Source organism: Chloroflexus islandicus (genome assembly GCF_001650695.1).
Lineage (GTDB): Bacteria > Chloroflexota > Chloroflexia > Chloroflexales > Chloroflexaceae > Chloroflexus > Chloroflexus islandicus.
On sequence record NZ_LWQS01000036.1, the window covers coordinates 65,775 to 80,564 of the forward strand.

Below are 14,790 nucleotides of genomic sequence, written 5' to 3' on the forward strand. Positions count from 1 at the left end.
CTGACACCCTATGATTGATTTTGTTGCTATCGGTCACGTGACTCGCGATCTGTTGCCGGCTGGCGCAACTGCCGCTGGCGGTACCGCTCGCTTCGCTGCCCTGCTGGCGCAACGGCTTGGCTTGCGTCCGGCTATTGTCACCGCCAGCGCCGAACCGGCTCCCGCTGGCGTGGCATGGGCGAACATTGCGACGCACGTGAGTTCAACCTTTGAGAACCGCTACACACCGGCTGGCCGGCGCCAGTGGCTCCACGCGGTCGCGCCAGCGATGAGCGTGACCGATATTCCGCTTGGCTGGCGCACTGCCCCCATCGTCTTGCTTGGCCCGGTCGTGCATGAATGCACCCCGGCAATAGCCGCCGCCTTTCCGAGCGCCTTGATCGGTGCCACGGCACAGGGGTGGCTGCGCGATTGGAACGATGACTTGCCATCACCCGTTCGGCTGCGCCGCTGGCAACCCGCACCCAAAGAGCTAGCGCGCGTGCATGTGCTCAGTCTCAGCAGCGAAGATGTGGGAGGCGATGACGAATTAGCCGCCTATTACGCCAGTGCAACCCCGATCGGCATTGTCACCCACGGCGCGCGCGGCGCCACGATGTTCTTGCACGGTAGGCCACACCATATCCCTGCCTACCAAGCCCAAGAGTCTGATCCAACTGGCGCCGGCGATGTCTTTGCCACCGCCTTCCTCATCCGGCTGTGGGAAACAGGCGATCCCTTTGCGGCGGCCCGCTTCGCTGCCGCGGCAGCGGCCTGTGTCGTAGAAGGGGTCGGTGATACGGCCTTGCCCGATCGAGCGCAGATCATCCAGCGGATGGCCAGAGATAACCGGGCAATCGATCACGTCACGCACACATCGTAGGGGCGCACGGTCTGCGCCCCTACGAGCAGAATCACCGCTCTAACCGGTACGGCACACTGGTCACGACATTACCACGCAACCGCAGAGTAGTCTTGATCAACAACCCGGTCTGGTTGTGCAACAGATGCTCCCACCAGCGCGCCGGCACAAATTCGGGCAAGATTACCGTGATCACATCATCGCCATAGCGCGTCTCAACCTCTTCGATGTAGCGCACAATCGGGTTGATCAGCGAGCGGAACGGCGATTCGAGCACGACCAGCGGAATATCGCACCCCCAATCGCGCCAGCGCGCGCGCAACTTCTCGGTCGCGTCAGGGTCAAGATCAACATACACCGCAGTCACGTTATCAGGCGCAATCGAGCGCGCATATTGCAAGGCCGGCAATACGCCGCGGTGAATGCCGCTCACCAAAACGATTGCCGTGTGCCGGCGCAGTTCGGGCGGCAAGATGGCGCCACTCAACGACAATTGTTCGGCGACGCGGCGATAGTGCAGGTTGATAGCGCGGAACATCAAGACCAGAATCGGGATGGCTGTGATCACCATCCACGCGCCATGGACAAACTTGGTGACCATGAGGATCACCAGCACGATCGCCGTGAGGATCGCGCCGAAACCGTTAATCATGACACTGTGCAGCCATCCCGGTTGGCGTAAGCGCAGATGGCGGCGCACCATCCCCGATTGCGAGAGGGTGAATGAAGTAAACACCCCGACCGCATAGAGCGGCAGCATCGCGATCTCATTGGCCCGAAAGATCACTACTAATAGCGCCGAGAACATCCCCAGCACGAGAATGCCATTCGAGAAGACCAACCGGTCGCCGCGCGAAGCAAACTGGCGGGGCAAGAAGCGATCGCGCGAGAGGAAGGAAGCGAGGCGCGGGAAGTCGGCAAAGGCGGTATTGGCCGCTAACACCAAAATTAACGCAGTCGCCACCTGAATGAAGACGTACACCGGCCCCACGCCAAAGATCGTGCGCGCAATCTGCGAGACAATCGTTTCGTGAGTAAACTCATTCGGTACCGCTTGATGGGTATACGCCAGCCACGTAATGCCCAGAAACATCGTGACCAATAGGCTGATCATCCACGTGAGCGTGATCGCCGCATTGCGCGCCTCCGGCGGTTTGAACGCCTGCACGCCATCGCTGATCGCCTCAATCCCGGTTAGAGCCGTACAACCGGCGGCAAAGGCGCGCAAAATCAACCACAGCGAAAGCGCCTCGCCGGTGAGCGGAATGTCCGGATCGATCGAATGCGTCACCGGCTCGGCGCCAAACACGAGATCGTGGCCAATGCCTACCACGATCATCGAAAGAATCCCAGTGATGAACGCATACGTCGGGATGGAAAAGATCACGCCGCTCTCTTTAGCGCCGCGCAGGTTGGTAATTGTGACGATCAGAATGCAGACGAGGGCAATCTCAACCGCGTGATCGCGGAGCGACGGAAAGCCCCAGTTCGTCGCCAGTGACGTGATGGCAGCCACACCTGCCGAGATACTGACTGCGACGGTCAGCACATAGTCGATCAGCAATGCGCCTGCCGCCACCAAACCCGGCAGATCACCGAGATTATCACGCGTTACGATGTAGCCGCCGCCGCCTTGCGGATACGCTTTGATCGTTTGCCGGTAGGAAAAGCCAACGATCAGCAACAACATGGCAATCGCGGCGGCAATCGGCAGCGAGAGACCAAGCGCCGCGCTCCCGCCAAGAATGAGAATGGTGAGGATGGCTTCGGTTGCATACGAGACTGACGAGAGCGCATCTGATGAAAAGACTGCCAGCGCCGTCGTTTTGCTGAGCCGTTCGTGGTGCTGGTGTTCGGTGGCAATTGGCCGGCCCACCAGAATGCGCTTGATCTGGGCAAACATAGCCGCAGGTTCCTTGCTAATGTACGAACGCACTAGTTTTATGCAATAGTAAAGACGGAACGCAATCTGTGCGCGGCAGTCGGCGTTCCGTCGGCTGTCGAACGCATGGTCGATGACTATCAACCTGCGCATCGTCATTGACGCTTGCCGTGCGATCATAGCACTATCATCAGGGAAAGTCAATCCCTGTGACAGTTCTCACAGACGGGCTTGACATCGCTGCACAGGCGCGTTATGCTCTGAAAGAGTTATGGCCTGATGGCAAAGGCACGGTGATGAACGAACAAGCAGTTGAAACACAGGCGCTGGTCAAACGGTACGGCACGGTGACGGCGCTCGATCATGTCACGCTCCAAGCGCCGGCTGGGCGGATCTACGCATTGCTTGGCCCCAACGGGGCTGGCAAAACGACCCTGCTCAGCATTCTCACCACCTTGCTCCCGCCGACGTCTGGCAGCGCACGCATTCTCGGCTACGATGTGGTGCGCGATGCCGCCGAGGTGCGCCGCCGGATCGGCGTGACGTTTCAAGAGATGGTGCTCGATCCGTTGCTGACCGGACGCGAGACGCTCGATTTTCACGGTCGTCTCTATCGCTTGCCATCCGCTGTGCGCCGGCAACGGATTGCTGAATTGGTTGAGCTGGTGCAATTGACCGACGCCATCGATCGACCGGTCAAGAGCTATTCCGGCGGGATGAAGCGCCGGCTTGAATTGGCCCGCGGTCTGATGACCGATCCGCAGGTGTTGGTGCTTGACGAACCAACGCAGGGCCTCGATCCGCAAAACCGGGTCAATATCTGGAGCTATGTGCGCGATCTGAACCGCCGCCGCGGGATGAGCATCTTGCTCACCACTCACGCGATGGATGAAGCCGAGGCTTTGGCCGACCTCGTAGGAATCATCGATCACGGTCGCCTGATTGTCGAAGGCAAGCCGGGTGATCTGATCGCTTCGCTCGGCTCCGATGTCATCCGGGTGCGCGGGAATGGTGATTTTCAGCATCTGGCCACGGTTGCCGCTGTGATCGATGGCGTCAGCCGGGTCGAGACTGACCCAGCCGATAGCTTGGCCCTGATTTATACCGATAACGGCAGCCGTCGGTTGCCGGCGGTATTGAATGCGATCAGCAACAACGGCTTCGCCGTCGAAGATGTCACCCTTGCCCGTCCCTCGCTCGGCGATGTGTTCTTGCACTATACCGGCACCGCGCTGCGTGATTAATACACTGCTAGAGGAGCACGCTATGTACGCCACGTATGTCATCTGGACACGGCATATGCGCAAATTCGTGCAGCAGACCGAAGAGCTGGTTGGGTTGGCATTGCAATCGGTTTTGTGGGTGGTGCTCTTTGGGGTCGGCATGCGCGGCATGATTAGCGATGTTGGCGGCAGTGATTATATGTCTTTTATTCTGCCGGGCATCATTGCCCTCAGCGCATTGGGCGGCGCGGTTGGCGGCGGCATGGTGTTGTTGGATGAGCGGCTGCGCGGGATTGTGAAAGAGTATTTGGCCGCGCCAATCCCTCGCTTGAGCATTTTGTTGGGCAGCGCGGCGAGTACCGCAACCAAGGCGCTCTTTCAAGCGACGCTGATGTTAATCATTGGGTTGCTCATGGGGGCGCGCTTGGCGATTAACCCGGTTGGCTGGCTAGGTGCGCTGGTGTTGCTCGCGATCTTTGCCATCGGCTTCAGCGGGCTGGCGCTCGGCGTGGCGGCTATTTCGCGCAGCATCGCCGGCTATCACGGTATGATCTTCCTCTTTAACCTGCCGCTGCTGTTTGCCTCAAATGCACTCTACCCGCTATCAGTGTTGCCGGGATGGATGCAAGCGATTGTCTTGATTAATCCAGCAACCTATCTGATCGACGCCGTGCGCGCGTTGGCGTTCGGGGTGGAGGCCACCCTGCCGCTGTGGGCCAGCGGTCTAGTGCTGGCCGTGTTTGCCGCGGCGAGCATGATCTTCGCGCTGTCGCTCTTCCAGCGTTCGTTGCGGGCGTGAAGAATGGCCGCAAAAAGACACAGAACGCACAAATCACTGAAGGCTGACCCCAAAGCCATTTAGCAACACTGCCGGCGCAACCAGCTCTCACAAACCAGCCAATCCGTTTGCGTGTGTTCTGCGTCTTTTTGCGGCGATTATTTCCTACCACACTCTACCAATGACGTCGGATCAACATTGACGTCGCCACGCCAGACTTGATAATCGAGGTGCGGGCCACTGGCAAAGCCGGTACTGCCCATCAAGCCGATCACCTCGCCGGCCCGCACCTGCTGTCCGTCAATCACCGTCACAATCGCCAAGTGCGAGTAGCCAGTGCGCCAGATCCCGTCCGGCGCCACCACCCAGACGTGATGGCCGGCAGGATAGCTATTCATCGTCACCTTCACCACCCCATCGTGGGTAGCGACCACCGGCGCATACCAGCTCGGCCCCGGCTCGGCCAAGCCATCGCCGTCGCCATCAACCGCCAAATCGATCGCACCCCAAATATGAGCCGGCGTGTGGGTACCAATGCCATACCCTTGGGTGATGACAACGTGGCCGGACGCAGGCTGCACTGGGCACCCGTGCGGGCCAGCTTCATCGAGGTAGAATTGGGGCAGCGCCGTAGGAGCAGGGGGGATCGGCGGCGCAGGCGCAACAAGGGGTGCCAGCGCGTCAGGTGTGGGAGTCGCCAGAGCAACGGAAGGCGCAGCACTCACGACCGGTTGCGCCGGCGCTGCTGCCGGCAAGGCCACGGTAGGAATAGCTGCGATGAGCTGTGCGCCGGCCTGATTGAGCAGCGCAGCCTGCCATTGCTGTTGGAACGTGGGAGCGACTCCGGTTGCCAGTGGCGTCACCGCCAGCGTTGCCGCTAACCCGGCGGCCAAGGCGAGCGGCAAGACGTTCGCTTGCGACGATGGACGCGGCGGCGGTGGCAGCAACGCTGCGGGTGACAAGCCTAACACCAACGCAATCGCCTCAGCCTCACCGTGGCTGAGGCGACGCATACCATATTCGGCTTCGGCAATGGCTCGCGCCGGAATCCCGGTCAAGAGCGCCAAATCGACAAAGGTCAAATCGCGAGTGCGGCGAAGCTGGCGAAGTGTCTGCATCTCGATCCTCTTGGCATAACACAGTTAGTTGGAAGATAGCACAACTCTGCTGCGGCCAAGATGACAAGATGCGTACAACTGCGGCTTAATCGCCGTTCACTCGCCGTTCTTTCGCCGCGTACTCGGCCTCAAGCTCGGCCAGCTTGCGCTGGCGTTCACGCTTCTCAAGCCGGTTGAGCGTAATATAGCCGGCCAGAATTGAGACAAAGAGCGCTGGCCAAATCAACCATGCAAAGCTGATTTTGATGCTAATCGCAAAGAGCAGCCCAAATAGACCGATGAACACCCCGCCGGCAGCCATATACACTTCAAAGCTGGTGCTGGCAAGATAGACCTCATCGCGCGGGCTAAACCGTTGCTGTCGAGCCATACGCAACCTCTCATCACTGACGAACCTGCCATCCTGATAACTGTATGCTAGCACAGGGCCGGATTGCATTGTAGTGGCTGAAACGATGCAGTCTTTGTGCAATATCTGTGCTTTTATGCAAAAGTCCATCACAAGCTAAGAAGGGCGGGTTATAAACCCGCCCTTTCGATTGAGCACCTACGCTATCAATCGCCCGACCCCGCGCCAGCGCTGGCAGGCGATCGCGCCGTATCAGCGCGACTGGGCCGCTGCCGGTTGGCCGCTGCCTTCGATAATCATGCGCAAGCGATCAAGCTGGATGCGCATATCGAGCGAGGCAAAGATCTGGCCGAGGCCAGTCACAAACACCCGCAGACTAGGATCAGGCACTTCGTACTCGACCCGGTTCTGCACAACCGTGCGATCGCCATCAGCAAACCAACGCCAGAGCTCCTTACCGCGCCACAGGCCATCGATCGTCAGCAAGATATGGCCGCTATCGCGCTCGGTGACCGTATACGTCGCACCAGCCAGCGCCAGCGACTTGAGGCGCAGTTTGTGCTTGCTGCCCAACGCCATCAAATCGCCCTCAATCGGATCGAGCACCACCAGCGGCGAGCGCCACTGCGCCATCAATTCGGGATCGGTCAAGTAACGCTCGACGGTGGCAGGCGGCGCTTTAATCGAGACAAACTGTTCCTGCACGATCATAATCACGCTCCTATCGCTTAGGCGCTCTCAATGGTAGCGCGGTAGTACTCTTCAATCCCCCGTTTCAGCATGATCGCCGGATAGCCCATCACCGGCACGCCTAATGCGCTCCCGATAGCATCATTCGGCCCTAATGACACGACTTCGCCCAGCTCAACCGGCTCGTAGGGCCTTGGCGCTTCGCCGCGCGCTTCAGCCGCCAGTTCCGTAGCCAAATGGGCGCCCTGCCGGATAGCGTATGATGCGGCAGGCGGCAAAACGCCACCCCGGCCATCAGACACGGCGGCGCAATCGCCAATGGCAAACACGACCGCTTGCCCGCTAACCCGCAAATAGCGATCAACCAGCACCCGCCCGATTCGATCGGTTGGAAAGCCGGCCTCGGCCAAGAGGGCCGGCGCGCGCACGCCAGCGCCCCAGACAATCGTGCCGGCGCGCAACATCCGGCCATCGGCAAAGCGCAAGCGTTGCGGCTCGACCTGCGTTACCGGCGTTTTGAGAAACACATTCACACCGAGGCGTTCCAAGCGGCGCACAGCCTCGTGGCTCGCCCACTCGCCAAGGTGTGGCAGCAAATGATCTTCGCGTTCAATCAGCGCAATGCGCACTTCCTTGCGGGGCGCGCCGGTTTGCTGGCACAGATCATCGGCCCATGCCGCCAACTCGCCGGCCAACTCACAACCGGTATAGCCACCGCCAACGATCGCCGTCGTCATCGTGATCCGCAGTTCGGTCGGATCGGTCAACGACGCCGCTTTGGTAAATTGAGCGATGATGTGCTTGCGCAGCGCGACGGCATGGGCGAAGGTATGAAGGGGCAGCGCATGCTCACGGGCGCCGGGTGCATTGAAAGAGGTCTCGCTACCCAGTGCCAATACCAGCCGATCGTACGGCACGCTCCGGCCATCGGCCAGCGTCACCGTGCGCTCAAGCGGATGAATTGCCGTCACGCGCCCTTCCACCCGCTCGATATCACGACCGTGCAACAAACGATCGAGCTGATAGATCGACTTCTGATCGGTAATCCCGGCGGTTGCGGTCAAATGCAACAACTGGATGAGCTGGTGGTACGGATGTTGATCAACTAAGCGGATAGTAATATCAAGCCCTTGTTCACGGCGGAAACGGGCCAGATCGAGCGCTGTGCGCAAACCGGCATAGCCGGCGCCGAGAATAACGATCTGCATGGTCACAAAGCTCCGTGGACTGGTCACGACAGGCGGGTGTAGATCACGCTACATCCCCTATTTACAGAATACCACGGCTCGGTTGCCGGTCAACCGCACAACAGGCGCAGATCACACACCTTTGGCAGCGAGAGACAGACGCAGAGGAATGGGAGCGTCACAGCGCATCCCACGCCTCTGCGTCAGCCACAACTCCACCGAGCGATCACGGCGCCGGCGGCGTCTTCGGTGGCGTCTCAACCCACTCATCAACCTTGGCTGCACCCTGCTCAACCGCATCGGCAGCCCGTCCGGCAGCGCGGCTAAAGCTCGTGCCAAGCTCTTCCGCCGCGCGCGACAGCCGCTCGGTAAACGAGCGCACCTGCTCGCCAACCTGCTTCGGGCTCGGCAGCGAGATCTGCGGCGGCTCAGCCGCGACGATATCATCAACCACCCGCTCTGAAATATTGGCCAGCTCTTTCGGAAATGCCACCACGGCCATCGCTACCTCGGCCATCGCGCGGCGCACGCGGCGGCGCGAATTGCGCGGCAGCAGCACCAGCGGCACCGAAGCAACCGTCAGGCCAATCCGGGTTGCCCCCCCGACAAAGCCAGCCGCCAGCTCAAACAAGCCATCACGCTCGTTGGTCGTCTCATTGCTCATACGACTCTCCTCCTCTGCTCACAGAGAGCAACCGGCGTTACTTCGCCTCAGTCTTCTCTTCGCCCTCAGCCGCCCACTTCTCGATGCTCTTGCCCGCGATTTCGGCGAAATCACGCGGCAACGAGGCGAAGGCGTACATCAGCTCCTTGGTCGCATTGCGCATGTGCTGGCGCGACTCTGGCGGCAGCAGCGCAAGGGGCATGGTAAATACCGAGAAACCAAGGCGAACGACACCGCCGCCGAACTCCATCGCCGACTCGACAAAGCTGTCGCTGCGCCGCACCGGGACGCTGCGCACTCGGACCTCACCTTCAGTCTCCGTCATCTTCGCACCTCCTTAACGGTCAGCCAAAATAGCCGCCCACCAGAAAACCCGAGACAATCTGGATTAAGGCCACAAATGGGTTGGAGGCCAGCAGGTAACGCACGTAATTTTGCTGGTTTGGTTCGCGGTAGAGCTTAATCTGATTATAGATTGGCACCACCAACGCCAGCAGAATAAACGCCGCTACCCAGTATTGACCCCACATCCACGCCAATATCATCAGCATTGCCTCGAAGCCATTAATCGTTGCATAGGCCACAATTAGCGTGCGCTTCACGCCAATCGCAACCGTGAGCGATTTCAGACCCAGCTTGCGATCACCCTCAACGCTCTTGATATCGTTGAGGAAGAGCAAGCCAGCCGCTAAACCGCCATTGATCAACGCCACCACCACGCTCTGCCACGTCAGCGGCGCAAAGATCAGATGGCCGGCCATCCAGCTCATACTGACGTACCCCAACCCGACAGCCGGCGGCCCCAACCAGAAGTGTTTCTTCAGCTTGATCGGCGGCATGCTGTAGATTACCGACAGCACGATACCGACAAAGGCGAAGAAGACGATCAACGGCTGGCCAAAGACCAGCGACACCAGCATAGTGGCTGTGCCGAGGACGATCCAATTCCAGCGCGCCTCGTTGAGCGTAATAATCCCAGCCGGAATCGGGCGTTGCGGATCGTTGATCGCATCCAGTTCACGATCGAAATAATCGTTAATGCTCTGGCTAAAGCCGGTGCCGAGCGGGCCGGTCATCAACGCCCCCAACAGCATGAGCCACCAGTGATCGGGCCGCGTCCAGTCAAAGCCTCGCTCGTAGCCTGACGCCAGTGCGCCACAGAAACAGACCAGCACCGGCGAAATCCACGTCACCGGATCGGCAAGCTCGATATGGGCCCGGATTTTTCGGCTGAGCGAGACGCGCTGTTCAGTCGAAATCATAGTTGCTTACCGCATTGCCGGGCAGAAGCTGCACCGGTCACACATGGCTGAACCTTACAGTTACGGTTTAACGGCCTGATACAAAACGTGTTCGTACCCCTCATCGAACGTGATGTCGGTAAACCCAATCTGGCGCAGGAGATCAGGGTAGATCGCGTGATCCTTAAACTCAAGCACCGAGAAGCCCATGCCGATAGCGCACAGGTAATGGGTGAGATAATCGTAGTTGGGATGGTTCGGATCGCTGATCACCATATCGAGGATCAGCACCTTCCCGCCGCTCGGCAACGCATCGTAGGCCTTCTTGAGCAGCATCGAGCAGAATTGCGCATTCATCGGGTAGAGAATGCGCGAGAAGAGCACCGCATCACCGGGAGGATACGGCTCGCGGTACATATCAATCGCCACCGGGGTAATCCGGTCGCTCAGACCTTTAGCCGCCACATTCTCGCGCACCAGATCGAGTGCGCTAGGCAAGTTGATCAACGTCACCTTGAGGTTGGGGAAGGCTTGGCAGAGAGCCGCAGCAATATCGCCAATCCCGCCGCCGACATCGATCAGCATCTGCACATCGGCCAGCCGGGCCCGCTTGACCAACAACTCGACGAAGAGTTGAATATTTGAGCGGTGCAGCGTTTCGTAGAACAGGCTATCTTCGCGAGTACGCGGCGGATGCGGCACAATGCTGGTAAAATCAACCTTCCCGCGCACTACATCAGCCAAGCGTAGGTAGTAATTCTCGATCAAATCGGAAATATAATCCACGAACGGCACCATCGTCATATTGCGATGGCGTTCGGGATCGGCAAAGAATTGCTCGGCGAAGGGAGTCAGCTTCCAGCGATCCTCTTGCCGCGCCGCCAACCCGACCTGCTCGAGCGTAATCAAGAACTTCTCTAGCCGCGGCGGCACCGTCTCGGTCAAGGTTGCCAGATCGGCCAGCGTGCGCGGTTCGGCAGCCAACAGATCAAACAGCCCCAAATCTTTTGCCGCCTTAATCACGAAGAAATCTACCGTGCCCTTAAACACCATATCATAGGCGCGGTTGGTTGCAGCAAACAGGTCTTGTTGCTCAAGCGCCGCAGCGCCCGCCGTGGTTGGTTCAACCGAAGGTGAAGTCGTCATGCGTTCCCCCTCGCGCACAAGTGCGATGTTCCTTAAGAGACAACCGATTCTGAACCCTGCTTAGATACTGCCGCCTGCCGGTTCAACCACGGCTGGAAGAAGATCGGAATAAAACTTAGCCACCAACTGACATATCCCAGCCATGCAAAGAAGCGATGCAACCGGCGCTGCTGCGGATGATCACGCATTGACTCGCCCCAGCGATGGCCGGTAATCATTGCCCCAACCATACCGATGGTTGGCAACGGGCCAGTGATCATAAAATAGATCTTCAACCAGCGTGGTTGGTGTTGCCCGCCAAAATGCTCTTCGCGAAAGAGCCGGCCAATCCCGACCACTGCCACCATCACGTTCATCAGCCAATCGAGCGCGTGCGCGACATTCGCTAACCGATTGCGCAATACTGCCCGCGCTGGATGATGCGTAGTCACCTCTTGCCGGCAGAGATAGAGCACTGCGGTATAACACGCAAGCGATACACCCGACACAGCCGCCATAGCATACAGAATCAACCGGTCAATGTGCGATGATTTCATGCAATTTGTATTATAGTACAAATCAGCGATATTTCAAACAACAACTGATGACGATCCGAGCAACACTCGTTGCCAGTCTCTTAACCCTTCGGGGTCGCCGTACCACGGCCGCCCATGGAAGGGCGAGTGGTGCAAGCCGGATACGACCAGATACTCGGCGCCGGGGAGCGCTGCGCAGGTAAGCGTTGTAATCCCGTCACCCCATGCCTGCGCGCCGGCAGGGCCATCGATCAGCACGTAGCTGTTATACGCCATCCGCTCGACCCAGCGTCCTTGCCGGTTGGCCTGAATGCTGCGGCCAATGATCGAGGTATAGCGGATATGATCATAATACGCGCCGGGATAACAACGATTGGTAAACCCGACGGTCTGGCGCGTCCAGAACTCTTGGCTATGGTGCGGCGTACCAAGCATGATCAAGTGATGCACGAACCGGTGGCCGCCGTAGATTTCACCCTTGTACGGCTGATCGCCAAGATACATGCGCGCCACTGTGCCACCGACGCTATGGGCCAGAATGGTCACGGTTTCAGCCCCGGTTTCGCGCAACGCTCGAGCCACCGTGTCGCGCACAATCCGCAACACCGGCCGAAAATCCCAATCGCGGGTTAAAGCCCAGCGCATACGACCGATCGGGGTCACGAAGACGCGAAAACCAAACGGTGGTTGCTCGAGCGTCCGCGCCAGCGCCGCAAAATCGCTCGGACTGGTCAGATAACCGCCAATAATCACCAGCGGACGGGCCATAGCACTCCTGATCAATCCTCAAACCACAGCGGCACCACATCCCGCGCGCCGTACCACGTCGCCGGCGCGTTGTACGGTGCATGGCGCGCACCCTCTAAGATCAAGTTGTCGGCGCCGGCCAGATAGCACGCTGCCGTCGGCACAATCCCATCGCCAACCAGATTCCCATCGCCGAACGAAACCTCATAGGAACGATAGGCAATCATCTCTTCGGGATTGCCGAAACGACGGCCACGAACGCTCCGCCCGGCCACAGCGCGATACTTGACATGCGGAAACGCTGCGCCGGGGTAGCGCGCCTCAAGCCAGTCGGCAAACTGTTTCACCCAGATCTCTGAGGTGGCATGGGCCGTCCCCAAGGTGGTTAAGCTTGCCACCACCTCATGGCCAGCGTAGCGCACCCCTTGGTACGGCTCATCAGACAAATAGGCGCGCGCAATCCGGCCACCAGCGCTATGGCCGATCAAATCAACCTTATCAGCGCCAGTTTCTTCGAGCGCAATCCGCACCGTGGCTGCGAGCGCATCGAGCGCCGGCCCAAAATCAGGATCGCGCAAGCGCGCCCACGCTAACCGGCTGAAATCAACCACATACACGATCCGATTGTATGGCGGCGAGGCCAGCACGCGCGCCATACCGAAGTAATCGGCGGGTGACGACAGCCACCCGCCCATAATCACCACCGGACGGGACATAGACTACTCTTTATCCTTGTCTTCAGAACCGGCTGCGGGCTCATCAGCCGGCGGAAGCGTCGCAGACGGAGGTTCCGGCGGCGTTACTGGCGCCTGATAGGAGCCGTGGCCATGGCCATTCCCATTGCCATTATCAGCCACGACCTTAATCCGCCGGATCGTCTGCGGTTGTTGCTTGGTCTTCTCGCCGGGCAAGGCATCGATCGCGGCATTAAAGAGATCGGACCCAATCCGAACAAACTCCTCGGTCTGGAAGCGAATCCAATGGCCGTAGAAGTTCAGCACCTTCTCAGTCGTCGTGCGCGCCTCGCGCGTGAAGGCCTCAAGCCCCTGTGGCGGCAAGGCGCCGCGCGCATACGAACGCAGCAGATAGCCAATCGGCTGCACATCAGGCGGCAACTCATCACCAGCGAGGCTGAGGCGAGCTGGCGTAGAAGGCGACTCCTCGCTGGCCGGCTGATAGGCGGCCGGCGCAAAGCTGCGCGGCGTGAACGAGGGCGCGCCGGGCGTGTATGAAGCCGCGCCGGGTTTGAACGAGGGCGCGCCGGGAGTATACGAACGCGGCGGCGGCGTATACCCATACGACGACCGGCTCGGCGCAGCCGGCTCCGCTTCGCCGGAATACGGCACTGGTGCGTCATCTAAATTCAACAAACGCTTCAACCAATCGGGCATCCACTGATACCGCGCATTGATACTGCGGCGGGGGTCTTCATTGGTCAGACCAAACCACCGGCGCGCAAATCCGGGCATCCAACGAACAGTCGGGTTTTCTTCCTCGAAGCGATTCATACGCGCTCCTCTCTATCACGAGCCAAAGGCGAAGAGACGGCGACGCTGCGGCACATACGGCGCGAAACAGAAATTGATAATGCGCTCGAGATCATCATTGGGATAGCGCCGGTCAAGCGTAGCGATCGAGTCAAGCACATACATGAGTTGCTCCACCGGCGTTTCCGGTTTGCACCGCACCAACTTCTTAATCAGGTGGCGGCGCAGATCCAGACTGTAACGCAGCGATGTACTCGCCAAGCGGGCCAACAACTGATCCCGCACATCAACATTTTTCGTCAGGCGATCAAGCCAGCGCGCCAACCCCAACCGCTCGCTGCGATCCAGATAGTAATTAATCAGATCGGCTAACCCAGCCGCCGACGTCACACTTACCACCTCGGCCCACCGCTTGCTGAACGCCATCCGGCTAAAGGCCGGCAACTCCTCGAGTTGTTCGATCAACTGGCACGCGGAATGGTACGGTTCGCGCTCAAATGTGCGGCGCAGACCGGCTTCGCGTTCCGCCAGCATCGCGAGCGCCTCGCGCACCACGCCATCGCTATCATCGTAGCCGCCGTGGCGCAGATGCATTTCGTGGGCCAACTCGTGCAACGCAATCCCCACGCTGCCGTCTTCATCCCAGCGCCCAAGCAGCACCGTCGAACCAGAGCGCGGTGAAAAGCTGCCGCTATCGCCCCATGCCGTCTCGCGCCCGTTATCCAGCGCCTCGAAGGTCAGGCGCTCATCGAGCACTGACGAGGGCATATCAGGCCACATCTTGGCGACCAGCCGGCGCACCTTGCCGGCCAACCGGCGGGGCCGGTACGTATACTGGCCGACCGACAGCGGGCGGTCATCAGCGCGCTCCATATCAATGATCATCTGTTGGCCGCCGGAACGAAGCAACAACTGCATACAC

17 protein-coding genes are annotated in these 14,790 nt (G+C 59.5%); 3 read left to right on the forward strand and 14 right to left on the reverse strand.

The window, feature by feature from the left end; genetic code table 11:
- Positions 1 to 10: 10 nt before the first annotated feature.
- Positions 11 to 862: a PfkB family carbohydrate kinase gene (locus A6A03_RS03780; protein WP_066783697.1), complete on the forward strand. Its 852-nt coding sequence runs from the start codon at positions 11 to 13 to the stop codon at positions 860 to 862.
- Between the two features lie 31 nt (positions 863 to 893).
- On the opposite strand, the gene A6A03_RS03785 is transcribed toward A6A03_RS03780, so the two are convergent.
- Positions 894 to 2,744, reverse strand: a complete 1,851-nt coding sequence (locus A6A03_RS03785) for an APC family permease (RefSeq protein ID WP_066783698.1) — start codon at positions 2,742 to 2,744, stop codon at positions 894 to 896.
- Positions 2,745 to 2,932: 188 nt separating this feature from the next.
- Here A6A03_RS03785 and A6A03_RS03790 point away from each other — a divergent pair, with 188 nt between their 5' ends.
- Together A6A03_RS03790 and A6A03_RS03795 are read left to right on the forward strand one after the other, a co-directional pair.
- Positions 2,933 to 3,967 (forward strand): ATP-binding cassette domain-containing protein, encoded by a 1,035-nt coding sequence (locus tag A6A03_RS03790; RefSeq protein ID WP_245668814.1) that lies wholly within the window; start codon positions 2,933 to 2,935, stop codon positions 3,965 to 3,967.
- 22 nt (positions 3,968 to 3,989) lie between these two features.
- Positions 3,990 to 4,745, forward strand: coding sequence for an ABC transporter permease (locus tag A6A03_RS03795; RefSeq protein ID WP_066783700.1), 756 nt, complete (start codon positions 3,990 to 3,992; stop codon positions 4,743 to 4,745).
- Positions 4,746 to 4,882: 137 nt separating this feature from the next.
- Here the strand turns inward: A6A03_RS03795 and A6A03_RS03800 are convergent, their stop codons facing one another.
- The 13 genes from A6A03_RS03800 to A6A03_RS03860 all read right to left on the reverse strand — a co-directional run bounded on the left by A6A03_RS03800 (position 4,883) and on the right by A6A03_RS03860 (position 14,786).
- A complete protein-coding gene (locus A6A03_RS03800) occupies positions 4,883 to 5,842 on the reverse strand; it encodes a peptidoglycan DD-metalloendopeptidase family protein (RefSeq protein ID WP_066783701.1) in 960 nt (319 codons plus the stop codon).
- A gap of 85 nt (positions 5,843 to 5,927) precedes the next feature.
- The gene (locus A6A03_RS03805) at positions 5,928 to 6,212 is read right to left on the reverse strand and encodes a cytochrome P450 family protein (RefSeq protein WP_066783703.1); all 285 of its coding nucleotides are present in this window, start codon (positions 6,210 to 6,212) and stop codon (positions 5,928 to 5,930) included.
- A 231-nt stretch (positions 6,213 to 6,443) separates the two neighbouring features.
- Positions 6,444 to 6,902, reverse strand: coding sequence for an SRPBCC family protein (locus A6A03_RS03810; protein ID WP_066783705.1), 459 nt, complete (start codon positions 6,900 to 6,902; stop codon positions 6,444 to 6,446).
- A 17-nt stretch (positions 6,903 to 6,919) separates the two neighbouring features.
- A complete protein-coding gene (locus A6A03_RS03815; protein ID WP_066783709.1) occupies positions 6,920 to 8,089 on the reverse strand; it encodes an NAD(P)/FAD-dependent oxidoreductase in 1,170 nt (389 codons plus the stop codon).
- A gap of 205 nt (positions 8,090 to 8,294) precedes the next feature.
- Positions 8,295 to 8,732: a hypothetical protein gene (locus tag A6A03_RS03820; RefSeq protein ID WP_066783711.1), complete on the reverse strand. Its 438-nt coding sequence runs from the start codon at positions 8,730 to 8,732 to the stop codon at positions 8,295 to 8,297.
- 37 nt (positions 8,733 to 8,769) lie between these two features.
- Complete coding sequence (locus A6A03_RS03825; RefSeq protein ID WP_066783713.1) at positions 8,770 to 9,057, reverse strand: hypothetical protein; 288 nt, start codon at positions 9,055 to 9,057, stop codon at positions 8,770 to 8,772.
- 19 nt (positions 9,058 to 9,076) lie between these two features.
- Positions 9,077 to 9,994: a (bacterio)chlorophyll synthase gene (gene bchG / locus A6A03_RS03830; RefSeq protein WP_066783715.1), complete on the reverse strand. Its 918-nt coding sequence runs from the start codon at positions 9,992 to 9,994 to the stop codon at positions 9,077 to 9,079.
- 60 nt (positions 9,995 to 10,054) lie between these two features.
- A complete protein-coding gene (bchU, locus tag A6A03_RS03835) occupies positions 10,055 to 11,119 on the reverse strand; it encodes a bacteriochlorophyllide d C-20 methyltransferase BchU (RefSeq protein ID WP_066783717.1) in 1,065 nt (354 codons plus the stop codon).
- Positions 11,120 to 11,151: 32 nt separating this feature from the next.
- Entirely contained in the window at positions 11,152 to 11,655 is a 504-nt protein-coding gene (locus A6A03_RS03840; protein WP_066783718.1) for a hypothetical protein, read from the reverse strand.
- Between the two features lie 33 nt (positions 11,656 to 11,688).
- Entirely contained in the window at positions 11,689 to 12,402 is a 714-nt protein-coding gene (locus A6A03_RS03845) for an esterase/lipase family protein (protein WP_066783720.1), read from the reverse strand.
- Positions 12,403 to 12,413: 11 nt separating this feature from the next.
- Positions 12,414 to 13,097: an esterase/lipase family protein gene (locus A6A03_RS03850; RefSeq protein ID WP_066783724.1), complete on the reverse strand. Its 684-nt coding sequence runs from the start codon at positions 13,095 to 13,097 to the stop codon at positions 12,414 to 12,416.
- A gap of 3 nt (positions 13,098 to 13,100) precedes the next feature.
- Positions 13,101 to 13,889 (reverse strand): hypothetical protein, encoded by a 789-nt coding sequence (locus A6A03_RS03855; RefSeq protein WP_245668816.1) that lies wholly within the window; start codon positions 13,887 to 13,889, stop codon positions 13,101 to 13,103.
- A 15-nt stretch (positions 13,890 to 13,904) separates the two neighbouring features.
- Positions 13,905 to 14,786 (reverse strand): hypothetical protein, encoded by an 882-nt coding sequence (locus tag A6A03_RS03860; RefSeq protein ID WP_066783726.1) that lies wholly within the window; start codon positions 14,784 to 14,786, stop codon positions 13,905 to 13,907.
- Positions 14,787 to 14,790 lie beyond the last annotated feature (4 nt).